At 55.2% G+C, this 26,290-nt stretch carries 8 protein-coding genes; all 8 read left to right on the top strand.

Annotation, left to right across the window (positions count from 1 at the left end):
• The first annotated feature begins 1 nt into the window (after window position 1).
• The 8 genes from BN1546_RS24680 to BN1546_RS24645 are packed head-to-tail and all read left to right on the top strand — an operon-like array spanning window position 2 to window position 26,281.
• On the top strand, window positions 2–799 hold the full coding sequence (locus BN1546_RS24680; protein ID WP_090739064.1) for an alpha/beta hydrolase: 798 nt from the start codon (window positions 2–4) through the stop codon (window positions 797–799).
• On the top strand, window positions 730–1,617 hold the full coding sequence (locus BN1546_RS24675; RefSeq protein WP_255305539.1) for a methyltransferase domain-containing protein: 888 nt from the start codon (window positions 730–732) through the stop codon (window positions 1,615–1,617). Before BN1546_RS24680 ends, BN1546_RS24675 begins: the two co-directional genes overlap by 70 nt.
• Window positions 1,618–1,637: 20 nt before the next feature.
• On the top strand, window positions 1,638–6,296 hold the full coding sequence (locus BN1546_RS24670) for an SDR family NAD(P)-dependent oxidoreductase (RefSeq protein ID WP_090739062.1): 4,659 nt from the start codon (window positions 1,638–1,640) through the stop codon (window positions 6,294–6,296).
• On the top strand, window positions 6,296–11,047 hold the full coding sequence (locus tag BN1546_RS24665) for a beta-ketoacyl synthase N-terminal-like domain-containing protein (RefSeq protein ID WP_090739061.1): 4,752 nt from the start codon (window positions 6,296–6,298) through the stop codon (window positions 11,045–11,047). The genes BN1546_RS24670 and BN1546_RS24665 overlap by 1 nt, the downstream gene beginning before the upstream one ends.
• The gene (locus BN1546_RS24660) at window positions 11,001–11,807 is read left to right on the top strand and encodes a condensation domain-containing protein (RefSeq protein ID WP_176702354.1); all 807 of its coding nucleotides are present in this window, start codon (window positions 11,001–11,003) and stop codon (window positions 11,805–11,807) included. Before BN1546_RS24665 ends, BN1546_RS24660 begins: the two co-directional genes overlap by 47 nt.
• Window positions 11,804–24,832 carry an amino acid adenylation domain-containing protein gene (locus BN1546_RS24655; RefSeq protein ID WP_090739059.1) on the top strand — a complete coding sequence of 4,343 codons (13,029 nt, stop codon included), beginning with the start codon at window positions 11,804–11,806 and terminating at the stop codon, window positions 24,830–24,832. Before BN1546_RS24660 ends, BN1546_RS24655 begins: the two co-directional genes overlap by 4 nt.
• Window positions 24,829–25,077, top strand: a complete 249-nt coding sequence (locus BN1546_RS24650; protein WP_090739058.1) for an acyl carrier protein — start codon at window positions 24,829–24,831, stop codon at window positions 25,075–25,077. The genes BN1546_RS24655 and BN1546_RS24650 overlap by 4 nt, the downstream gene beginning before the upstream one ends.
• Window positions 25,046–26,281 (top strand): beta-ketoacyl synthase N-terminal-like domain-containing protein, encoded by a 1,236-nt coding sequence (locus BN1546_RS24645; RefSeq protein WP_255305537.1) that lies wholly within the window; start codon window positions 25,046–25,048, stop codon window positions 26,279–26,281. The genes BN1546_RS24650 and BN1546_RS24645 overlap by 32 nt, the downstream gene beginning before the upstream one ends.
• Window positions 26,282–26,290: the final 9 nt, after the last annotated feature.

Raw genomic sequence — 26,290 nt, 5'->3', positions numbered from 1 at the left:
AATGCAATTAGAATGGCTGGAATATGTGCCGGAGACGGATTATGGACGGCCGCCGCTGTTGTTTATCCATGGCGCTCATCATGGGGCCTGGTGCTGGGAAGAGCATTTCTTGCCTTATTTTTGTGCCAAAGGATACCCGTCCTATGCCATCAGTTTGCGCGGACATGCCGGGAGCGAGGGCCTGGATCGTCTGCACAGTTTTAAGCTGGATGACTACAAGGAAGACGTGTTGGGGGCGCTGCAAAGGTTCAAAGAGAAGCCGGTTCTGATCGGACATTCGATGGGCGGCGCTGTGGTGCAGAAGGTGCTGCATGAACAGCCTGCCGCTGCCGTTGCAGCCGTATTAATGGCAACAGTTCCACCCAGCGGGATGCTGAAAGATCTGAAGCGGGTGGCGCTGTTTCATTCCAAGGCGGTCAAGGACATGACATTGTTTAACGAAGATGCGGATGTGGCCGTCCCGCCGCAAATTTTCTTTTCTAAACGGACGGAACCCGGGCGGCTCGCAGCATGGATCGGGAAAATACAACCGGAATCGAAAAAGGCGCGCAACGAGTTGGCCAAACCGATTGTGCCAGAGGCGTTCGGAATGGATATTCCGCTGCTTGTGCTGGGGGGCCGAAAGGATTGGTTTTTTTCGGTACGAACCACCAAAAATGTGGCGAGAACCTACGGCACGAAAGCGGTGATGTTCCGGCATCTGTGCCACGATATGATGCTGTCCCCGCAATGGAACAGCGTCGCAGAGCGTATGCTGGAATTTTTGGAGCCATTGAAACGCTGCGGAAGGGGAGCATGAGCATGAGCGCAGAAGGATCTTATCAGATATCGACCGTTGCTAGCAGCGTCCAACATGAGATACAGCGACTGCAAGGGCAGGTCGCATTATTTTGGGAAAAGGAAGTAAAGCATTATGTGGAATTTGGCTTGCGGGACGGTCACTCGGTAGTTGAACTGGGAGCTGGACCCGGCTATGTTACGGAAAATATTCTGCGGCAATTTCCCCATACAAGGGCAGTCGCGGTGGAGATTGATCCGCTGCTTGCCGATTATGCCCGGGAGCATACGCTCTCGTCGTTCGGCGATCGATGCGAGATTTTGGATGGTTCAATTATGGCAACCGGATTGCCAGATGATACCTTTGATTTTGCAGTCACCCGGCTCGTGCTGGAGCATTTGCCCGATCCGGTGAGCGCCGTTCGCGAAGTAAAGCGGATATTGAAGCCAGGCGGGACGGCGGTTTTCGTGGATAATGACTTTGAGATGCACATCATGACTTACCCGTCCATCCCTGAACTGCGGTTGTTATATGAGGCTTATTGCGAATCGCGGATTGCGGAGGGGGGCAGCCCACGGTTGGGGCGGCAACTTCCGTCCGTCCTGCGGCAAGGCGGTTTTGCAGAAATCGACTTCGAGGTCATCTGCGCTCACAGCGATCTGCTCGGGGATGAGATGTTCCTGAAATCCGAAGGGATCGGTATTCCGACAAAGCTGGTGAAGGACGGATTCTTGCCCAGCAAAACTCTTGCCCAAATCGCCTATGCCTGGAGGAATATGATTCGGCACGAGCAGAACTCCATTCTGCGCCAACTGTATTTGGCCGCCGGCCGGAAATAGAGAAAAGATAGGAGGCTTGTATGTTGAAGAGTGATCGCGCATGGCAGCAGGAAGCAATCGCTGCGGAGTTACTGGCAGTGTTAGACGGCTTAATACAGGCACCGGAGTCTGTGAATGCGGAGGCAAACTTTGTCGAACTCGGAATCAATTCGCTTCTGGCGGTCGAACTGGTGGAAACCATCAATGAGCGACTGGCGCTGAACCTGGGGATTGAGGTTATATTCGATTACCAGAATGTCTTTGAGTTGGCGGCCCATATCAGTGAACATAAGCCGACTGAAGGGGATGCCCGGCAGCGTAATCAGGTTCGGGACTTGGGCCAGGAGAGGCAGAAGACGGGCCTGGCCGCCGTTGAAGACCAGTTGAGGATGGTCCTTGCCAGGTTGTTGCGAGAAGAGCGGTCGGAGGCTAACCCCAATGCAAGCTTTGTTGAGATGGGGATCAATTCGCTCCTGGCAGTTGAACTGGTGGAGGGGCTGAATGCTGAGTTTGGGCTTCAACTAGGAGTGGAGGTTATTTTTGATTACCAGGAAATTAAGGATTTGGTTCCATTTATCCATAGGCAGCTTGCCGGAGAGGAGGAGCTGTCGCAGATTCAACAGGCCGCTTCCACCTCCGAAGAAGAGGGAAGCGTCGAAGTTGCCCCAGCCTTTCCCGCTGCATCGGGCAAACCGGATGACATTGCCATTGTCGGTATATCGGGCCGGTTCGCCGGCGCGGAATCCGTGGCGGAATTTTGGCAGCATTTGCAGGCCGGGGACGATTGCATCCGGGAAATTAGCCGTGATGGCTGGAGAACTGATGATTACTACGACAGCGATCCTGCAAAGCGGAATAAATCGGTTAGCAGATGGGGCGGTTTGCTTGCCGACATTGAGGCATTTGATCCGTTGTTCTTCAATATTTCGCCGTTGGAAGCGGAGCTTATGGATCCGCAGCAACGGCTGTTTCTTCAGGAGGCCTTCAAGGCGTTTGAAGATGGCGGATTCCCGGCGGAACGGCTCTCTGGCCAAAAAATCGGCGTGTTCGTCGGCGGGCGAGCGTCGGACTACAAAGACCGGACACTGGAAGCGGAAGAAATCCGTTCGCAAACTTTTCTCGGCAATGATATGGCAATTCTCGCGGCACGGGTTTCTTATTTTTTGAACCTGAAAGGCCCAAGCCTGTCCATTGATACAGCCTGTTCCTCTTCACTGGTTGCCATTCATCTGGCATGTGAAAGTATCCGTAAAGGGGAGTCGAAGATGGCTTTGGCGGGAGGCGTCTTCGCATTAAGCTCTCCCGAATTTTATATTATGGCCTCCAAGACGAATATGCTTTCGCCGGACGGCAAATGCAAAACCTTCGACAATTCGGCCGATGGAATTGTTGCCGGTGAGGGTGTAGGCGCGGTAGTACTTAAATCATTGGCAGACGCCTTGGCCGAGGGGGACTTTATATACGGTGTCATTAGAGGATCGGCGATAAATCAGGACGGCAGAACGAAGGGGATTACAGCGCCAAGCATGCTGTCGCAAAAGGCGCTGCTTGAGGAGGCATACAGCAATGCCGATATATCGCCGGAAACGATCAGCTATATCGAAGCCCATGGAACCGGCACAAAGCTGGGGGATCCCATTGAGATTAAGGCATTGACAGAAGCCTTTCGGACGTTTACCGACCGTAAACGGTATTGTGCGATAGGTTCACATAAACCGAATGTCGGGCATACGATTATGGCGGCAGGCATGGGTGGAATCTTCAAAATTATAATGGCCATGAAGCATCGGCAAATCCCTCCTACTATTCATGTGGAACAGGTCAACGAACATATCCGTTTGGAGGACAGCCCGTTCTATCTAAATACAACGCTGACGGACTGGCGGTCTGACGCTGGCGTACCACTACGGGCAGGAGTCAGCTCATTCGGATTCAGTGGAACCAACTGCCACATGATTCTGGAAGAGCCCCCGTTAAGGCACCGGCCGGCGGACCAAGCGTACACTCCGGGTTACCTGTTTCCGCTCTCGGCGAAGACCGAAGAGGCATTAAGTCGTAGGCTGTCCGGGTTGAAGTACTGGCTTGAGCATGACGGGGGCGGCGCCGTATTGGCGGATATTGCCTACACGCTGTCCGCGGGCCGCAGCCATTATCCGTTTCGCTGTGCTCTGGCCGCCTGCAGCCGGGAAGAGCTTCTTAAAGCGCTGGAAACGGTGATATCCTGCGGGACCGAGCCTCAAGATCAGGGCGGAGTGACCGACGAATCTGCTCTCATCGTCAGAGGCGCCCGGATCCTGGATGAGCTCGTTTCGTGCAATCGATCTCCGGACTCTTTTATGAACAATCTTAAAGAATTGGGCCGCTTGTATGTGCAGGGATATGACCCGGATTGGGAAAGTCTCTATCGAACGGCAGGCTGCCGCCGCATTCCGCTGCCGCCGTACCCGTTCAGCAAAGAACGTTATTGGTTTCCGATTCACGGGAAGGCGGAGTCCACAGTGGCCCGGCAGCTTTCCTCAAGCGCGCTTCATCCTCTATTGCAGGAAAATGTGTCAACCATCAAAGAACAACGGTACCGCTCGATATTCACGGGCGATGAGTTTTTCCTGGCGGATCACGTCGTGAAAGGAAAGCGGGTTATGCCTGGTGTAGCATGTCTTGAAATGGTGCGTGCGGCCGCCGAATTGTCCGCCGGGGATTCAGGAACAGACCAGAAGAATATTGTAATCAGGCAAACGGTGTGGCCGCGGGCGATTGTTTCAGCGGGGGCGCCTCTTCAAGTGAATATCGGGCTATCGATGGAGAACACCGGCGAGATTTTATTCCATGTATACAGTCAGGCCGAAGAACATGGGGCGGATCCGGTTGTGCACGCACAAGGAAAAGTGGCATTTACCACTGCGCCTGCTCCTGCATCGGTAAACCTGCATGTGCTGCGCGGTGAATGCAACCGCGACCTGCTTGACGCGGAACAGTGCTATGCGCTGTATGCAGCGATGGGTATTGATTACGGCCCGGGCCACCGGGGCGTGGAGGCGATTTATCTAGGAGACGGGCATGTGCTGGCCAAGCTTGCTCTGCCGCAGGCGCTTGCCGGTACCGAGAATGCATATGTCCTGCATCCAAGCATGATGGACGCAGCGCTTCAAGCATCGGTGGGCCTGCGCCTAAACGCAGCCACAATGAAGCTGGCCCTGCCCTTTGCCTTGCAAGAGCTGGTAATTTATTCCCCATGCTCTGCCGCAATGTGGGCAGCTATTCGATACAGCGAGGGAAGCAACGCCGGTGACAAGGTGGAGAAGCTTGATATCGATCTGTTTGATGAATCGGGGTTGCTGTGTGTGCGGATGAAAGGATTTTCTACGCGTGTATTGGAAGGCGAGGTGTCGTTACAGGAACACTCTTCTGGCAGCCAGCCGCTGCTGCTGCATCCCGTCTGGCGGGAACGACGGGCGGAGGCGGCAAATCAGACTATTTCCTATGCCCGGCGGATGGCCTTCTTTTGTGAGCCCAACGGAGTGGAACACGAGACGCTTGCATCGCTGCTCTCCGATGTCGATTGCTGTGTTTTGCGAGAAGATGTTGGCAATGTGGCGGAGCGGTACATGAGATATGCGATAGACCTGCTGGAGCAGGTGAAAGGCGTTATGGCAGAGAAACGGAACGGAAAATTGCTGTTGCAGCTCGTTACGGTTAACCGTGGGGAAGGGAGAGTGTTTGCAGGACTGGCTGGTCTGCTTCGTACGGTCCAGGTGGAGCACCCGAATCTCCTCTGCCAACTGATTGAGGTTGATCACGGTGAATCAGCCACAAGTATAGCCGATAAGCTGAATACGGATAGCTGTCATCCCGGCGACTTCCACATCTGTTACCAAAGCGGAGTGAGGCATGTGGCCGGCTGGGAGCAGACGGCGCATGAGGTTCCCGAACGTATGCCTTGGCGTCACCACGGGATTTATTTGATTACAGGCGGCGCCGGAGGATTGGGCCGGATATTCGCTGCAGAAATTGCGCATCAAGTGAACAGCCCCTGCCTGATATTGATCGGAAGATCACCGATGGATGCCGGCAAGCAGGCCATGCTGGAGGAACTGCGGAAGCTGGGCGCACAGGCGGTATACCGGACAGTTGATGTAGCTGACTGTATGGCCGTCGACGGACTGATTGCAGACATTGTGGGAGAATTCGGCGGGCTTCACGGCATTTTTCACGGCGCTGGCGTACTCCATGACGGTCTGATCATCAACAAGACGGAGCAGCAAATGCGCGAGGTGATGGCGCCGAAAGTTGCCGGTCTCGTTCATCTTGATCAGGCCAGCAGCCGGTTGCCGCTTGACTTCTTTTATATAGCTTCTTCGGTGGCCGGAAGTTTGGGGAATATAGGACAAGCCGATTATGCTGTGGCAAATGCATTTATGGATGCCTATGCGCTTTACCGCGATGCGCTTGCAGCCGAAGACCGCCGTAACGGCCGGACTTTGGCGGTCAATTGGCCGTTATGGAAGGAAGGCGGCATGCGGGTAAATGAAGCGGCCGAGGATCAATTGCTGCTCCGCTGGGGGATGGTTCCCATACAGACGGAGACAGGGATCCGTACGTTTTACCGGTGCTACGGCTCGGGTAAGCCCCAGATCATGGCCATGGGGGAGATGCTACGCGGATTCAGGAGAGGCTGCTTGCGCCAATACCTGTTGGCGTGATGGATACCGGTTCTGCGGTTGCCTCGCCAGACGCGCAGATCCATGAGCTTGTGGAAAAGGAACTGGCTTCAGCCGTATCCCGGCAGTTGAAGATCCGTCCGGAGCAAATACGTGAGGACAGCGAATTTACCAAATACGGATTTGATTCCATTACATTTACGGAAATGGCGAATAAGTTGAACAAGGCGTACAAACTGGATTTGACGCCGACGATCTTTTTTGAATATACAACCATCCGTGCACTGGCCGAATTTCTAGTCCGCGATTATCCTTCGGCATTTACAGCATTGTTGCCCGGTAAGGAGGACACTGGGCGGGCAACCGGAACGCCTGAAAGCTATGTAGTACAGGTGCCGGTTACGAATCAAGTTGAGTCCTGCCGATTGCCCGATCACTCCGGTATAGACCCCGCTATAGTTGCACGGAAGCCTGCTCAGGCGGAAGGAATAGCGATTGTCGGCATCAGCGGCAAATTTCCAATGGCGGACAACCTGGAGGCGTTTTGGAACAATTTGCTGCAAAGCAAAATATGCGTAACCGAGGTGCCGGAAGACCGCCGGAAATGGCGTATTGGCGATAGTGCGGCTAAGCAGGCGGGGGGCAAGCGCTGGGGCGGCTTTATTGATGGGGTTGACCGCTTCGACCCATTCTTCTTCGGCATCTCCCCCCGCGAAGCGGAGCTTATGGATCCACAGCAAAGACTGCTGCTGATGGAAGTGTGGCATGCCTTGGAGGATGCGGGAATGTCGGCGGATGCGCTGTCTCAGCGTTCAACCGGCGTGTTCGTAGCTGCAGGGCCAACCGAGTATCAAAATATTCCTTATCATGAATCGCTCGCCATGACGACTGTTGTTCCGTCGATGATTGCCAACCGGATTTCATTCGCCTTCGATCTGCGGGGCCCCAGCGAAATTATAGAAACGGCGTGTTCATCAACATTTGTCGCCCTTCATCGTGCAGTGGAAAGTATTCGCCGGGGTGAATGTGACCAGGCGGTAGTGGGAGCGGTCAATTTACTGATTGCTCCGGACAGCTTCATCGGATTCGAAGCAATGGGATACCTGAGCCCCGCAGGCAGATCCATGTCGTTTCAAGAAGGGGCTGACGGCTATGTGCGCAGTGAAGCCGTTGGTGCCATGGTGGTCAAACCGCTGAGCCTGGCACTGTCGGACCATGATCATATTTATGCTGTAGTCAAGGGCACCGGGGTCGCGCACGGAGGACGCAGTATGTCGCTAACCGCACCAAGTGCGACCGGAATGAAGTCTGCGATGCTTCAAGCCTACCGGGCTGCCGGAATTGATCCGGCCACGGTGTCCTATATCGAAGCCCACGGCATTGGTTCTCCGCTGGGGGACGGAATTGAGATCAGTGCATTGAAATCGGGTTATCAGGAGCTGGCCGGCGAATTCGGCGCTCCGGCACCGGAGGGGGACGCCGAGCGGTTCTGCTATATCAGCAGCTTGAAGCCTAACATTGGTCACGGCGAGGTGGCTTCGGGCATATCGGAATTGTTCAAGGTGTTGATGGCGATGCAGCATGGGGTGATACCCGGCATCGCCCAATTTACGGAGCTGAATGGGAATATCTCACTGAAAGGCAGCCGACTCCGGATCGCGTCCGAGAACCGGCAGTGGCTGCCTACGTCCGATGAGGCCGGAATTCGCCGGCCGCGCCGGGCGAGCATCAGCAGTTACGGGTTCAGCGGAGTCAACGCCCATACCGTATTGGAGGAGTACATTCCGGTTCCGGCAGCCGCTTCCCCGGAGTCAGAGCCGCAACTGGTCGTGCTGTCGGCGATGACCCGCAACCAGCTGCAGGCTTCCGCAGCCAAGCTCCTAGAGTATGTGGAAGCGCGGGAACCGCTTGTGCTTGCCGACCTGGCGTATACTCTGCAGGTGGGCCGGAAAGAAATGGACAGCCGGCTCGCATTGGTGGTTCAAAGCAGAGATGAACTTTTGGCAGGACTGCGGAACTATCAGTTATTGGCCGGAGCAGGCGGGGAAGAGCAGGACAATACTGTTCGACTGTATACCGGCGAGTTGTCGGAAGGGGACCCCGAATTGCGCAGTCTGCTGTCCGGAAGAATCGGAGACACTATTCTGAACACCCTGCTCGGAGACCGCCAATATGAGAAGCTGGCGCTTTATTGGGCCAAAGGGGGCAGTTTGCCATGGAATCGGCTGCATGGAGGACGGTCTGTCTATAAAATATCGCTCCCAGCCTATCCGTTTGAGCAGGGCCGCTTCTGGATTGGGTCGGATGCCGCAGAGCGTGCGGAGCGGACAAACGCTTTTGTTCCTGTCACTTCATCAAGCCAAGCTGCTCCGGAAATACAAGGATTGCCTGATATTCGGGGACTCATCGGTGAAGTGCTAGGCATCCCGCCGGCAGAACTTTCGGTTCGTAAGCCGCTGTCATCAGCGGGTTACAGCTCGATACAGGCGGTCACCCTGCGCTTCAGGATTGCAGAGGCCTACCGTTTGGAGGTGCCGCTGGCTTTATTAAATGAACGGCAGACCGTGGAGCAGCTCGAAGAGAGCGTTCGTCACTGGCTTGTCAGCGTGGATGCCGAAAAGCTTTTACCGGGTATAGATACCGCGCATGCAGGTGCCGAACGGAGCGAGTCTGCCGATGAAAGGGCGCTTCTCCCTGTGCTGGTCCCAGATCCCGAGAAAAGGTATGAACCGTTTCCGCTTACCGACATGCAGGAATCATTCCTGACGGGACGCAAGCTGAAAATCGGCGGCGATCCCGCTGGTTGCCATATTTATTTGGAGTGGGAAGCGGCGGATCTGGATATTTACTGGATGGGAAAGGCATGGGAAGCACTGGTGGCCCATCACGATATGCTACGTTGTGTAATTCTGCCGGAGGGAAGGCAGCAAGTGCTTGAGGTGGTGCCCTCCTATACTATAAAAGCCGCAGATTTACGGAGAAAAAGTGCACCGGCCCGGGAAGAAGCTCTTGCGAAGACGCGGAACGCTATGTCTCACAAGGTATATGAGACCGGCCAGTGGCCGTTGTTCGATATCCGGATCAGCCTGTGCCCGGACCAGCGTTATCTCGTTCACTTCAGTATTGATGAATTTATCATCGACGCAAGTGGCTTAATTATGCTCTTGCAGCAGTGGAAGCATCTTTATGAACGGGGCGCTGGCGTTTTACCGGGGCTGGAGATTAGCTTTCGCGATTACATTGCAGCGATTAAAGCGTTTGAAGGCTCGCCGCGCCACCGCCAAGATTTGGATTTCTGGGAGAATAAGCTGCACGGCATGCCTTATGGTCCACTTTTGCCCACGCGTAGCGATCTTGAATTAAGCAGAATGGATCGATACCAGAGAGCCAGACTTACTTCCATTCTGCCCGGAGAGCAATGGGAGCGGCTCAAGCGCAAAGCGGACAGCGGCGGAGTGTCTCCAACCATCGTGCTCCTTGGAGCATTTACCGAGATTCTCCGCGCTTGGAGCAAACAGAGCACTTTTTCGCTGATCCTTACGCTGATGAACCGTGTTCCGATTCATCCACAGCTTGATCAAGTGCTGGGTCCGTTTCTTTCTTCAAGCCTGTTCATCATTGAGGAGGACGGAGGAGAGGCGTTTATCGACCGTCTGCTCAGCCATCAGGCGCAATTGTGGGCGGCTCTCGACCATAGCTGCGTCAGCGGTGTCCGCGCGCTCCGAGAGCTGAAGGTTAGCAACCGGATGTCCGGAACGTCATCCTTGCCCGTAGTGTTTACATCGCTTATCAACAGCGGGACTGCAGCCGGCGAGAGCAGTTTTTTTGACCAGGTCAGCTATATGGTCACTCAAACGCCGCAAGTGTACCTGGATCATCAGGTTCTGGAAAGGGCTGGAGATCTGGTGCTGAATTGGGATGTGGCTGAGGGAATGTTCCAGGAAGGCACTATGCAGACGATGTTCGAAGAATATTGCGCTCTGTTGGGCAAGCTTGCCTCTGCAGAGGATGTATGGCAAGAATCCATCCTTACGGAGTATGCAGCGGAAGGGAAACGGCGGGAGCACTTGCCTCTAGCGTCTAACACAGTAACAGGAACGCCGGCAATACCGGATGACAGCCCCCGCCGGGTATTCGAAATCCCGGAGGGCCTAACATTCGAAAGCAATCCCCAGGACCGTTACAAGCCGTTTCCGCTAACGGATCAGCAGCAGGCTTACGTATTCGGACGCAGCGCATATATGGCCGGCGGCAACAGCAGCTGCCAGTTCTTTCAGGAGATTGAAGCGGAGCAACTCGACCGGGGCAAACTGGAAGAGGCCTGGAACTGTTTGGTGCGGCTTCATCCGATGCTTGCGACCGTGATCCGCCCGGATGGGGTCCAGCAATTGCTGGAGCATCCGCCCGAATATCGGATCGAATGGAGCGACCTGTCGGATCAAAGCGAGGCGGAAGCGGAAAAAGCACTTCAATTGACGAAGCAGATAATGCTCGACAGGGTGTTTGATCTGAATGTTTGGCCTTACTTTGAGCTCCGGGTGTCGGTGCTGCCCGGGGGGCGTTACCGGATTCACTTCAGCATCGACATGTTGATTGCGGACGGCTACAGTATTCAACTGCTCCTTGCCCAATGGCTTAACGGGTACGAGCAATCCGGCACAGAGCCTTCGCCGACCGCTGGGCTGTTTCGCGATTATGTCATGTCATTGCAAATTTATAAAAAAAACCGAAAGCTATGCCCAAAGCATGAGATATTGGGAAAGCAAGTTTGCTGCATTGCCCCCCGGACCTAATCTGTCCTCGACAGCGGGAAGCACAGCAGGTGGTCAACTAGATTATGTACAGTATCATGGCGTCCTTTCCTCCTGGCATACGTTGAAAGAGCGCGCAGGCAAGCGCGGAATGGAACCGGGAATGGTACTGCTGACCGCCTTTGCCGGAACCCTTGCAGCCCAGTTGAAGCATGAGCCCTTTACAATCGCCATACCATGCTGGGACCGTCTCCCGCTCCATCCACATATGTATGAGACGGTCGGTGATTTTACCGCCATGAGCTGGGTGTCCTTCGGCACCGACTCCAGAAGCTTCGCAGATAATGTTAGACGCTGCGGAGAAACTGTTCAAGCGGACTTATCGCATATGGCAGTGAGCGGGCTGAAAGGGTTGCGCAAGGCTGCCATGCGCAGAGGAGGGGAAAGAGGACCGCTGTTTCCGGTTGTCTTCACCAATCTGCTGCCGCAAGGCGGACTCGTTTGGCCGGAGAAATTCAAGAAATTGAATACCATCACCAAAACACCGCAGGTTTATCTGGACCATATCGCCGAAGAGCGCGGCGGCAAGCTTTACTTTCAGTGGGATGTGCTGAGAGGCGTGTATCCTGAGCAGATGATCAAGGAGATGTTTTCCAGATATGTGTCCACCCTAAAGGCGCTTGCCTCCTCAAACGGATATTCATGGCATGAATTCGGCTGGAACGAGCTGGTCCAGGAAAAATCTATGGATTATGTTGTTCGCGGCCAAGGCCATAACGACGAAAGGTATGTGATACGATGAACATGCTGCAAGCAGATGAACAGTCGGAGAAGCGGTGCTTGCATGAACTGGTCGAGGAGCAGGTGCAACGAACTCCCTGTGCCACGGCGCTTCTTTTCAATGGGCAGACACTCTCCTTCGCCGAACTAAATGAACGGGCGAACCGTACCGCTTGGTATCTGCGGGGCATCGGCGTTGGTCCCGACAGCATCGTAGGCGTCTTCATGGAGCGTTCTCTGGAGATGGTAGTTGCGCTGCTCGGAATTTTGAAAGCGGGAGGGGCTTATCTTCCTCTAGATTGCGAATCTCCGGGAGAACGGCTGGCATTTATGCTGGAGGACGCCGGGGTAAGCGTTGTCTTCACCCAAGATAAACACGCGCATAAGCTGAGCGGGTTTGACGGCACAGTGGTCTGCCTGGACAGTGAATGGAAGAGCATGGAAGATGAACGTGGGGATAATCCGGACGGCTTGGCGGCTCCCGGCAATCTGGCTTATGTCATTTACACATCCGGTTCCACCGGCAAGCCGAAGGGATGTATGCTACCGCACCGGGCAGTCTGTAACCGACTGCTGTGGATGCAGCGGCAGTACAGGCTAAACGACGGAGATCGGGTGCTGCAAAAAACTCCATTCACGTTTGATGTATCGGTGTGGGAATTTTTCTGGCCGCTGCTTTCTGGAGCCTGTCTTGTGCTGGCCAAACCGGATGGTCACAAAGACAGCGATTATCTGGTACGGCTGATTCAGCAGGAACAGTTAACGGTATGCCATTTCGTTCCATCCATGCTGCGCTTTTTCTTACAAAATTCTAGCGTGCTGCATTGCCGCACACTGCGGCATGTATTCACAAGCGGGGAAGCGCTTCCTTTTGAGTTGGTAGCTGCTTTCAAGCAAAAGCTCTGTGCACGATTGCATAATTTGTACGGCCCGACTGAAGCGGCTATCGATGTTACGTATTGGGAGTGTGAGGAGCGGGAGGACCGCAAAGTTCCGATCGGCCGCCCGATCGACAATATTGAGCTGCATATTCTGGATCATGCCCTTAGGCCGGCGGCGGAAGGCGAACTGTATATCGGCGGGATCGGGTTGGCCAAGGGCTACTTGAACCAGCGGGAATTGACAGCAGCTTCCTTTATCCCCGATCCTTTCAGCGGAGTAGAGGGGGCCAGAATTTATAAGACCGGAGACCGCGTGCGTTATCTGGCTGACGGCATGGTGGAATATTTGGGCCGGATCGACTTTCAGGTTAAACTTCGCGGCAACCGGGTAGAGCTGGGCGAGATCGAAGCGGTACTGCGGCAGCATGATGCGGTCGCGGATGCCGCCGCCATGGTCAGGGACGAAGAAAGCGGTGATCCCAAACTGATCGCTTATGTTGAGCCCTGCGGGGTATGGCCCGATGTCAAAGAGATCCGGTTATTTGCCAAAAGCAAGCTGCCTGGTTATATGGTGCCAAACCGTATCGTATATATGAAGGCGTTGCCAGTAACGGCCCACGGGAAATTGGATCGCAAAGCGTTGCCTTGGCCTGTCGATACTTCTGATTTTCCCGCCGAATCTTCTGCACGGCATGCTGAAGCCGCTGTTGATGGCGCAGCCTGGCTGGCAGACATTACGGCCGGACTGCTGGAAGAGATGAAGCAGCTGCTGAAAACGGATCAATTGAGGGCAGACGATGATTTGTTCGACAATGGGGCTACTTCGCTGACGATGGTTCAGGTAGGAGAAAATCTAAACCGGCAGTATGGAATAGCTGTACCGATCGAAATCTTTCTTGATGAACCCACTGTGGCGGCCATAGCGGGATACATTTCCCGAACCGGCAACTTCCCAAACAAATCGCCGCAGGCGCTTAACCGTGGGGAAATTGACGGAGCTACAGGCAGCATAGCTGCGCCGTCCTTATGTCTGGGTCCATCGGTGGGGCGTGCGCCTGCCGAAACTTCCGAGAGTAAAGTGCTGCGCGAATTGACGGCTTATTTAGCCGATGCGCTGTATTTGAAAGAAATCCTTCCCAGGGATGACTTGTTCGATCAAGGCGCAACTTCGTTGACAATGGTGCAAATCGTGGAGAACATCCAGGGGAGGTATGGCGTTGCGGTTCCTGTCGATCTCTTTTTGGATGAACCTAACCTTGCAGCGGTATCGGCTTATGTCGCGCAGCGGATTGCTCCCGGACATGGGGAGGGGGAACTGCCGCGGATACATGCGGCCGAAGTTGAGATTCAGGAAACGCAAACACTAAATGCGACGGACACTACAGATAACGGTGCAATCACGGAACTCTCCCTCGCGTCCTTTAACCCATCGGCATACAGCCAGGGGGAAACGGCGCGGCGGTTTGCCAGCAGCAAGATTCCGTTCCGGTCTTTCAGCAGAATGATATCCTGGTTGGGAGCGTGTGAAGAAGCGGACGGCGGCAAGTATAAATACCATTATCCGTCTGCGGGAGGTCTGAATGCCATTCAGACCTATATTTTCGTTAAAGAACAAGCAGTGGAAGGCCTGCAGGGCGGTCTCTACTACTTTCATTCCGAGCGACATGTGCTGGCTCTGATTAATGGCCGTTTTGAGCTGGAACGGGCGGCATTTATGCCCCGCGATCGGACCGTGGTCGATACGGCCGGATTTGCATTGTTTTTTATTGCGCAGATGGATGCCATTGTGCCGATTTACCAGATGGGCAGTCAGGTGCTCGCAACGGTGGAGGCGGGGTACATGGCCCAACTGCTGGTAAGCAGACAGCAAGATTGCGGACTGGGCGTTTATCCGGTGACAGGCCTCGATTTCGGCGCAATACGTGAAGGTATGCATCTCAATCAGGGCCACCGTTTCCTGCATTGTATATTGGGTGGTGTGCCGGACCCTGCTGCAGACAGCGGACAGATGCAGACGCTGGCTGAATACTTGCGGGGAACGGGTGAAACTTCTACGACGCATTTTACAGATGCCGCCAACGAAGGCGCGTACGCCGAATGCCTCGATATTGAGTCGATTTCGCAGTGGGATCAACTGCAAATCATGAGCCCGAAGGAACACTTTAGATTTATGGCGAAACGGCTGCATCTCCGGGAAATCGCGGGGGAAGCGACAGTACCCTTGGAGCGTATGCCATCGGCCAATGGACGTTATGAGATGCGTGCTTGCCAACGGAACTATCAGATCGGTCCGGTGCCGCTGGAGCGGCTTGGAAAGCTGCTGACGCTGTTCAGACCGCAGACGGCGGAAGGAACGGACAGGTATTTGTCTGCAGATGCCGCCGGAATCCGCGCGGTAAGCATATATCTCTACGCCAAGGAAGGCGGTATCGAGAATCTGGAGGAAGGCATTTACCGTTACGACGCCGCTGCGCACTCGCTGATAAGAATGTCTTCAGCGACCGAAGGATTCGTCAAGCAGATTCACACACCGTTCAACCGCAAGCATTTCCAATCCTCGGCGTTCAATTTGTTTATGATCGGCCGGCTGGGCGATCTGGAGCCGGTCTTCAAGGGAGAAAGCCTGTATTATGCTCTACTGGAAGCGGGATACATGGGTCAGTTGTTAATGGAGCGCCAAGCCGAATTCGGCATTGGCGTATGTCCGATCGGCGGGCTGAAATTTGAGCGTGTCCGTGTAGGATTCAAGCTGGGCGACAAGGATGTGATGCTCCATAGCTTCACTTGCGGTAAGGTGAATCAAGCGCTGCCTGCGGGATGGAAACGTCTGGAGGACCGTCCGTCCCTGTCCCAGGTATCGCCGGAACGGATGCCGTTGGCTTTGAAACGGAAGGTTATTCAGCACGATCTGGCAATCATTGGCCTCAGCGGCAGCTATCCCGGAGCTCACAGCCTGGAGGAATACTGGGAACTGCTTCGAGGCGGCAACAGCGCGATATCTCCACTTCCGGATGAACGCCGAAAGCTGTGGACAGCCTCCCGCCCTGCCGCTCCGTACAATGGAAGCAAAGGCGGGTATTTGGAGCATATCGATTGCTTCGATAGCCTATTGTTCCATATCTCTCCCGGAGAAGCACGTACGATGGATCCGCAGGAACGGCTCGTTCTGGAAGCAGCATGGGATTGTTTGAGCCATGCGGGCTATACAGCGGAAGGATTGTCGCGGACAGCTGGTTCTATAGGCGTATTTATGGGCGCGATGTGGAGTGATTACCAGAACCGGGGCAGCGGCCCCAGCGGCGATTCTCCAATGGAGCAGCCGATGGCCTTCCACTCGTCTATCGCCAACAGAGTTTCCTATTACTTTAATTTGGATGGCCCCAGCATAGCGGTCAATACATCCTGCTCTTCGGCGGCTACGGCGATTCACCTTGCCTGCGAAAGCATCAAGCGGGGCGAGTGCGATGCCGCTCTCGTCGGCGGCGTCAATTTGATGACGGATGAGTATCATGAGCTTCTGTTGAAGAGCATCGACTTTTTGTCTAAGGACGGCGAGGGGCGACCTTTCAGTGCCCAAGCCTCAGGCTGGCTGGCTGGCGAGGGCGTCGGAGTCATGCTGATCCGGCCGGTGGAAGACGCGGAGCGGGACCGAGACAACATTCTCGGTGTGATTAAGGGGACGTCCATCAGCCACACCGGACGTACAATGCGATTCGGTGCACCGAACGCTTCTGCAATGGCTGCTTCGATGCGAAAAGCATTGAATAACGCAGGCGTGGAGGCTTCCTCCATCAGTTATATTGAAGCGGCTGCGGCAGGCGCCGGAATGGCCGATGCCGCCGAAATGCAGGCGATTTCCGAAGTGTTCGGCAATATAAAGCGCTCAGAAGGGCCGTGCCGCGTCGGGTCGATAAAAGGCAATATCGGCCACTTGGAATCTGCCTCGGCGATGTCCCAAATAACCAAGGTTCTTTTGCAAATGCAGCATGGCCAGTTGGCGCCCACGCTCCATTGCTTGCCACTGAATCCGCTGGCTGCGTGGAAAGCAGATGAAATAACGGTGGCCGACGAGCTTGCGGATTGGAAGAGCAACGACGAACGGCCTTTGCGAGCGCTGGTCAGCGCTTACGGAGCAACGGGGTCAGGCAGCCATGTCGTTCTGGAGGCGTACCGCAGTGCGCCGGAGGCCGGCGGGGCGAAGAGGGAGACCGGACCGCTTGTCATTCCGCTCTCAGCCGCCTCGGCCGAGCAGCTTGATTTGTCGGTTGCGAGACTATCCGACTGGTTGGGAGAGCGTGAAACGGTAGCGTTATCCGACATTGCATATACTCTGCAGTCAGGCCGGGAGGCTCTGGAAGAGAGACTTGCTATAGTCGCTGTAAGCGTGTCGGAGTTAAGAAACAAACTGCAGCAATACAACCGGGGAGAAGGCAATGTCGCAGGCCTTTACCGGGGCAGTGCCGGAACCAGATCCAAGCCGCGCAAAATTGACGGAGCGGACCCTGTGACGGCAGCCAAGCGCTGGGTGCGAGGTGATCTGGTGAACTGGGACTTCCTACAACAGGGTACCGAGCGCAAATTGCCGATGCCCGGATATCCGTTCGCCAGGATCAGCCACTGGCTGGACGATAAACCTTCTGTTGTAATGGAGGTTTCAGCATCCGCCGAAGCCGAGGCTCTAAGATCGCCGGAAGGCGATACCTCTGCGGCTGGTCATTTGCTACCCGGTCTGGAAGGATACCTTCTAGGCATATTTGCCGAGATTTCGGAAATCCCGGAGGACCGGTTGAATATGAATACTCCCCTGGAGAATTACGGTATCCATTCCATGATGATTACAAGGCTGAACGGCAGGCTGGGGCGTGATTTTGAGGAGTGCCCGAAGACGTTGTTCTTTGAATGCAGGACTTTGCGTGAAGCTGCGCAATATTTATGTTCAACCTATCCCGTACAAGCCCGGAAGCTGCTTGGTATCGGTCCAGCGCAACCGGGAGATGAAGCCGCTGCCTTTCAGGCTCCGGGCAACTGCAAACCGAGGGGAATGCAAACCCTTTGTCCGCCGGACGTCGGGAGTGGGCCTGTTCCCGCAGGCAACTTACGCTGTGTAGCCATCGTAGGAATGGATGGGCGGTACCCCCAAGCGGAAACCCTGGATGAGTATTGGCAAAACTTGCAGCAAGGCATCGACTGCATCACGGAGATTCCGGCAGAACGCTGGGACTACCGTCCGCATTTTGATCCTGGACAGCGGACTCCTGGCAAAATGTATAGCAAGTGGGGAGGATTTATGGCAGATGCGGATGCATTCGATCCGCTGTTCTTCAATATTTCTCCCAAAGAAGCCGAAATTATGGATCCGCAGGAGCGTTTGTTCCTGCAAACGGTCTGGCATACATTCGAGAATGCGGGTTATAGCCGCGAAGCGATGCAGCGCGCATTTGGCGGACGTGTCGGAGTGTTCGTCGGGGTTATGTATGCCGAATACCAACTGTACAATGCTGTCCGCCATGAAGATGAAGACGCCGATCCGGTTTCAGTCGTTTCTGCCTATGGTTCAATTGCCAACCGAATATCTTACTTTTTTGATTTTCATGGTCCCAGCATGGCCGTCGATACGCTCTGTTCTTCATCACTGACGGCGCTCCATCTTGCCGTTGAAAGTATTAAACGGGGCGAATGCGAGGCTGCCGTTGTTGGCGGAGTCAACTTGTCCCTTCATCCGGCCAAATATTTGATGCACTCCCAGATGTCGATGTCCTCTACGGATGGCCGTTGCCGCAGTTTTGGCGAAGGCGGCAACGGTTTTGTGCCCGGAGAAGGGGTCGGGGCTGTGCTACTAAAGCCATTGGACAAGGCGGTTGCCGACGGCGATCATATTTACGGCGTTATTAAAGGTACGGCGGTCAACCACGGTGGCAAGACCAACGGTTACACCGTACCCGATCCGGTGGCTCAAAGTGAGCTGATTCTCGCCGGGCTGCGCCAGGCAGAGGTGGATGCGCGGACAGTCAGCTATGTCGAGGCGCACGGAACAGGAACTCTGTTGGGAGATCCGATCGAAATTGCAGGACTGACCCGTAGCTTCAGGATGTTCACCGGCGAAAATCAATTCTGCCCGCTCGGCTCTGTGAAGTCAAATATCGGCCATTTGGAAGCGGCTGCCGGAATTGCCGGGCTTACGAAGGTGCTGTTGCAAATGCGACATCGCCAGCTGGTTCCATCGCTGCATGCCAAGCATTTAAATCCAAATATCGATTTCACGCAGACGCCGTTCATGGTGCAGCAGGAGTTGGCGGAATGGAGACAACCTGAGCTAGAGCAAGACGGGAAGACCATTGTCTATCCCCGCAGGGCGCTGGTGAGCTCATTTGGTGCCGGAGGCGCCAATGCGACGGTCGTGCTGGAGGAATACGCCGCTCCCTTGCGGCCGCTGCCGGAGGAGACAGTATCCCGTCAACTATTTGTGCTGTCCGCAAAGAGCGGGGAGCAACTGCAGGAGTATGCCCGGAGATTGCTGCAAACCGTCCACAGGACAAATGAAGCGTCGAAGACGAGTATGAGTTTGCAGCAGATGGCCTACACCCTGCAAACCGGAAGAGAGCCCCTGGAAGAACGGCTGGCCATTGTCGCTGGTTCGTTCGCCGAACTTGCTGGCAAGCTGGAGCAGGTGAGCGACGGGAAAGAAACGGTTTCCGATGTTTACCGTGGCCAAGCCAACACCAGGCGGGAATCCATGCATCTGTTTGCGGAAGACGAGGACATGCGGTCGACGGTAGAGGCTTGGTTGCGCAAAGGGAAGCACGGCAAGTTGGCGGAACTATGGGTCAGAGGCGTTCCGCTCGAGTGGCGCCTGCTTTATACGGACGGACTGCCATCCAAGGTCCCGCTGCCTGGCTATCCCTTCGCTAATGAAAGATACTGGCTGCCGGGGAGCCGCAACGCTTTTGCAGCGTCGGAATCCGTTGCGGCTGCCAATCGGCTACCTGCGGCTATGGACTTGGCCGAACCGACTGCAATGCAGGAAGATGCACCCGCAATCCTGGAGGAAGTGTGGGCAGAGCGGGAAATAGAGTACTCACCGGAAGCAACTGACGCCGTATGGAGGACAGTGGTCTTCCTGTTAACTTCCGCTGATTCGCAACGAGTTGTGCTAGACACGATGCGCAGCCTTGCGCCGCAGATTAAGGTGATTATCGTTGCGGCCGACCATGCCCTGCAATCGGGACCGACGGCATATATAGTGGACGAGGTTTCATCACAAGGATTTGGAACAGCTTTGCAAGCTGTCCACAGTGACCATGGCCCAGTCGATGCCGTTGTATGTGTTTGGCCGGTGGAAGCGAGAGAACAGCTTCGTAATATTGCTGGCTTGTCTTATGCGGTGCAGGGCATAGCCGCTTCCGGTTTGAGACCGCGCCGACTCTATTGTGCATCGTCAGCCATAGACGGTCTTGATCGTTGCTATACAGAGGGCTGGATTGGATTTATCCGCTCTCTCTCATTGGCGTTGCCTCATACGCGTTCTGCCGTCATCGGCTGCGAAGCGGCGGGTGGCACCGCCGATACGATGGATCGCTGGCTGGCCTTGCTGTGGACGGAAATGCAGGGTGCCAAGACAGAAAGTGTTATTTACCGTGGAGGCGAGCGTTATGCCGCTTGCCTGAAAACGGCAGCGGCGCCTCTGGATGGTCGCATGCTGAAATCTGGCGGAACATACTTGATCACCGGTGGCCTGGGGGGACTTGGGCTGTTGCTAGCTCGCCATATGGCGATGAAGCATCCGGTAAACCTGATTTTGGCTGGCCGGTCGCCGCTGGATGATCATAAACGTTCGCAAATCAGCGAGCTGGAGGAGCTCGGCAGTTTGGTGTATTATGCCCAAACCGATATTACCGACGCCAAGTGGTTCAAGATAGAGATACAGAAAGCCCGAAACAGATTCGGGAGAATCGACGGCATGATTCATGCGGCAGGCGTTTTGGGGGAAGAGGACATTTTAGGAAGAACGGCCGAAAGCCTGCAAGAGGAACTGGCGCCCAAAATCGACGGAACCTTGGTTCTTGACGAGGTGCTGGGGGATGAACCGCTGGATTTTATCTGCTACTTTTCTTCGGTCGCGGCTGTGCTGGGAGACTTCGGTTCATGCAGTTATGCGGCAGGCAGTCGGTTTCAACTGGCTTATGCCAGCTATCGCAACGGGCTGCGCCAAAACGCAATGCGCCATGGAAAGGCCGTCGCTATACTGTGGCCGCTGTGGCGGGAAGGAGGCATGCATGCCGGCAACGCTGCGAAAGAGGAGCGGTATTTGCAGTACAGCGGGTTGCGTTACCTGGAAACGGATGAGGGACTTTCTCTGTATGATCAACTGCTCTCTACCAGCGGCTCCCACAGCATTGTTCTTCCCGGCCGGCCTGAGCGGATCCGGGAACTCACAGTCACAGCAGGGGAAACGAGTAGAGAAGTCCCGCTCCATTTGAACTCGCCCGGCCATGCGGCGGAGCCGGAGCGGGGGTTGGAACTTTTCATTAAGAATGAACTGAAGCAGCAAATCAGCCGTATCTTAAAAATCCCCTGCGACAAACTGAGCTATGAAGAGAGTTTTTCTGGCTTCGGTTTTGATTCAATCAGCCTGATCGATTTGGCAAGAGGCCTATCGGATCGTTTTGGTATTGAAATAATGCCACCGCTGTTCTACAACCACTCTACCATTGCCGCGGTCGGTAATTACTTGCTTCTGGAACACGGGGAATCCATGCTCCGGAATTACGCCGAAACGGTAGCCGGAGGAGTCGAGCCCACTAGTGTGCCATCCCAACCCGGCAACCGAACTGAAGCGGCGGGGGTATCATTAAGGCCTTTAGACGCAAAGGGCAGCGTCGAGGGTGCAAGTACGGCCGATGATCGCCCGGCGCTTGCAGCGGAGGGAATTCCGCAGGAACTGGAGGCTATAGCGATTATCGGTATGAGCGGACAGTTCCCGATGGCCCGCAACATTGAAGAGATGTGGGAGATCTTGAAAGCAGGCCGCGAAGCGGTTCAGGAAATTCCGGGCGAGCGTTGGGAATGGCGGAGCATCGCCGGTGACCCGATACTTGAAGTGGGAACCACTAACTGCAACCGGGGGGGCTTTGTGCCGGGTGCTGCGGAGTTTGATCCGGGATTCTTCGATATTTCGCGCCGGGAAGCCGAGCTTATGGACCCGCGCGGGCGTCTTCTGCTTCAGGAAACATGGAATGCTCTGGAGGATGCAGGCTATGGCCCCAATCAAATCGCTTCGGGAACCGTAGGCATGTTCGTCGGTCTTGAACAAGGGGATTATGCGCTGCTGGCTGCGGGAAGAGGGAACATAACATCGCATAGCAACGCCGTTCTTGCCTCTAGACTTGCCTATTTCCTCAATCTCGACGGTCCGGTCATGGCGATCGATACGGCATGCTCCTCGGCGCTGGTGGCCGTCCATCAGGCTTGCATGAGTTTGCGAAACCGCGAGAGCGATACGGCGGTTGCAGCCGGAGCCACTGTCATTGCCGCTCAAGAAACGTATGTGGGCATGAGTCAGGCCGGCATGTTATCCGATGACGGCAAGTGCTTCGCTTTCGACCAGCGGGCGAACGGACTGGTTCCGGGCGAAGCGGCAGCGGCCATTATTCTGAAACGGCTAGCCGATGCCGAAGCCGACGGCGATCCGATTTATGCGGTAATCAGAGGCAGCGGTATTAACTATGACGGCAAAACAAACGGGATTACAGCGCCGAACGGGGCTGCACAGAGCAAATTGCTTCGCACAGTATATAAGCGCTATGGAATTCAGCCAGAAGAGATTGAGGTTGTGGCTGCGCATGGAACCGGAACAAAGCTGGGCGATCCCGTTGAGTTCAACGCGCTATGTGATGCTTTTAAAACCTATACCAGCCGTGAACAATATTGCGCCATAATCTCCAATAAAACGAATTTCGGCCACACGCTTGGGACCTCGGGGCTTGTAAGTTTAATTGGGATGGTTCAGTCCTTGCGGTTCGAATGTATTCCGGCCACGCTGAATTGTGAGCAAGATAATGAATACATCCGATGGGAGCGAAGCCCTTTTTATCTGAATAAAACAGCCAAGCCTTGGCCGAGCAGAACGGGGAAGCGCCGTTTAGGTGCGGTCAGCGCGTTTGGGATGAGCGGCACCAATGCTCATGTTGTTGTCGAAGGTTACGAAAAGCGGCGGGAACCGGTTGAAGCGGGGACTCCGGCTTATTTGCTACTGTTGTCAGCCAAAAGCGAAGCTGCGCTTGAGGGCAAAATAGCCGATCTTTTGGCTGTATTGCAGCATGGCGGGAAGGAAACCCCGGATTTGGCCGAACTGAGCCGTACACTCATGGAGGGCCGTTTCCATTTTCTCTACCGCTGTGCCGTCGTCGTCCGCAACTGCGAAGAGGCTGTATCCGCTCTGCTTCAATCCGGCAGCCAATCACAGCCTTCGGGTTTGTACATGGACGTAGTGCAGCGGGAATTCAGCGGCACACAAGACATTGCCCGTTATGGCGAAGAACTGTTGGAGCAGAGCCGCAGCCAGCTTAAGCGACCTGAATTGTATTATGAAACCTTGCTCTCCCTTGCCGAGCTTTACTGCCAAGGATATGACCTGGTTTGGAGCAGACTCTTTATGAACTGCGGAGTGCGCCGTGCTCATGCGCCAGGCTATCCCTTTGCGAGAGAGCGTTATTGGCTGTCGCGTATTATCCAGCGCCCCCTCGGGATGCTGCAACCGGAGTCGGCGGCACCATCTCTTGTGAGGAGGGCCGCAGAAAATATACCGTTGCAAGCGAATCGGCAACCGGCAGAGACGACAATGCGGAAAGATATTCCCGCCGGACACAAACTGGCTGCATTGGTTGAGCCGGAAACGGTGGATGTTCCCGCGGAAGCCGCAGCTTCCTTGTCTGCTGCAGCAAGGAAGCGGGGTAAAATAGCGCTTCGCCCACTGAGCGGGCTGATCCCCGAACAGAACGAAGCTTTTGAGCGGACGAAACCGTTCGTCTCGCTAACTCCCGTGTCAAAAAGCCCGGATGGCGTTCGGCCAGCTGGACTTAAAACAGCGCTTGAATTGCCTGCGCTAATGCCGATGCCGGTGGCTCCCAGTGGCGAAGAGACAGAAGCGTTGGCGGTTGAACTGTGCACCAGTCTAGGTGAGGCTTTGTTTATGGAGCCGGATCTGGTGGAGGCCGACAGACCTTTTATTGAGCTGGGGATGGATTCGATAGTCGGTGTCGAGTGGATTCGGTCGGTGAATAAACATTACGGCACTGCAATTGCCGCTACCAGAATATACGATTATCCGACGGTCCGCATGTTTGCCGGGTTTCTGGCCAAGGAACGGCGCCGTTTAAAGAACGAAGTTCCTGCAGCGAACAGGCAGGCTTCCACGCAGTTGGACACCGACGTTCACACCGCGTCGATTGCGGACCCGGAGGACCATCTACTTGAAGAACTTACGGTATCCCTGGCCGAAGCCCTGTTTCTTGAACGGGAAGCAGTAAGTCCGACTCGGCCGTTCATTGAACTGGGAATGGACTCGATAGTCGGTGTCGAGTGGATACGGTCGGTGAATAACCGTTACGGCACTGCAATTGCAGCTACCAAAGTATACGATTATCCGACGGTCCGCATGTTTGCTGGGTTTCTGGCCAAGGAACGGCGCCGTTTGGAGAACGAAGTTCCTGCGGCCGACAGGCAGGCTTCCACGCAGTTGGGCACCGACGTTCATACCGCGCCGGTTGCGGACCCAGCGGACCATCTGCTTGAAGAACTTACGGTATCCCTGGCCGAAGCCCTGTTTCTTGAGCGGGAAGCGGTAAGTCCGACTCGGCCGTTCATTGAACTGGGAATGGATTCAATTGTCGGTGTGGAATGGGTCCGCTCGGTGAACAAACGGTTTGGAACCCAAATCGCGGCAACTAAAATCTATGACTATCCGAATCTGGCCGAGTTTACGGCATATGTGGCCAGGGAGCATGGGAAGGCATGCCCTCCTGCCGAAGGGAAGCTGGTCGGGCTTGGCAAACGGACCGATCCGCCTACTTTGGATGAGGTGCTGGAACTGCTTTATCGAGGCGAGATTGAACTGGCGGAAGCCAATCAGCTTTATCAATTTATACAAGAGAAGGGGACCGCGAAATGAGTAAAGAAGAATTGTTGACGCTGGTCATAAGCCAGATCTGCGAGGTACTGCCGGAGTTGTCGGGGCATTCGTTTCAGCCGAGTGACCGGCTGGCTGATCTGGGCGCCAACTCGTTGGACCGGGCGGAAATCGTAATGATGGTCATGGAGGCGTTGTCGTTACAAATTCCGCGCGTGGAATTATTTGGCGCCCGCAACATAGGAGAACTGGTGGATGTCCTTCACAGCAAACATGAATCGGTTTGAGCCGGTCATTACTGGAGTCGGGGTAGTTTCTGCGATAGCTCAAGGGAAGAAGGCGTTCGCGTCCGCCCTTATGGAAGGGCGGCACGGCTTTGACGTGATGAAGCGACCCGGACGGCAGAAACAGACCGCATTCTTGGGAGCGGAGCTGCCGCCGCTTCGGTTACCGGAGCGCTTCACGTCCCGTCAACTGCGTAATTTATCCTTAACGAGCCAAGCCGCCTTGACGGTGCTACAGGAGGCTTGGGACGATGCCCGTCTCGGCGGCGTAGAACCGGAACGTATTGGGCTGATCATCGGCGGCTCGAACTTCCAGCAGCGCGAACAATTGCTGGCCTATGAAGCTTACGCTGAGCGTCTAGCGTTTCTGCGGCCTACATACGGACTTGCCTACATGGACAGCGATTTATGCGGGATATGCACCGAACATTTCGGCATTCATGGGCCGGCGTTTACGCTTGGCGGCGCTTCGGCCAGCGGCCAGGCGGCAGTGATTCAGGCCGTCGAAGCTGTACGCTCTAAGCAAGTGGATGTCTGTATTGCCCTGGGAGCGCTTGCGGATTTGTCTTACATGGAATGCCAAGGGTTTCGCTCGTTGGGGGCGATGGGGAGCGACCGTTTCGCCGACGAACCGGCCGCCGCCTGCCGTCCTTTTGACCGTCTGCATGACGGCTTTATTTACGGCGAGGCCAGCGGAGCGGTAGTTGTAGAGGATGCCGCTTTCGCCGCATCCCGCCAAGCGAGAATGTACGCTACGATTACAGGCTGGGCCATCGCCTCGGACGGCAACCGCAATCCCAATCCTTCCTTAGAGGGAGAGGTGCAGGTGATCCGGCGGGCGCTGAAGCAAGCCGGCCTGCCGCCTACGGCTATTGATTACGTCAACCCGCATGGCACCGGTTCGGTGCTGGGCGATGCAACCGAGCTAAACGCACTGCGCGAGTGCGGACTTGCGCATGCACCCATCAATGCAACCAAGTCGCTGACCGGACATGGCTTAAGCGCAGCCGGAACAGTTGAACTTATTGCTGGTCTGCTGCAGATGGAGGCGAAAATACTTCATCCAACGCGCAATCTGTTTGAGCCGGTCGATGACTCTTTTAACTGGGTGCAGGAACGGGCAATTCAGTATCCGATGACAAGAATGCTAAAGCTAAGCCTGGGATTCGGTGGGATCAATACAGCGTTATGTCTACAAAAAATCTAATACACGCAA

The sequence above is a fragment of the Paenibacillus sp. Mc5Re-14 genome, from assembly GCF_001049835.1.
Classification (GTDB): domain Bacteria; phylum Bacillota; class Bacilli; order Paenibacillales; family Paenibacillaceae; genus Paenibacillus; species Paenibacillus polymyxa_C.
Note: the sequence above shows the minus strand (reverse complement) of the source record. Positions and strands in the feature narration are given on the sequence as shown.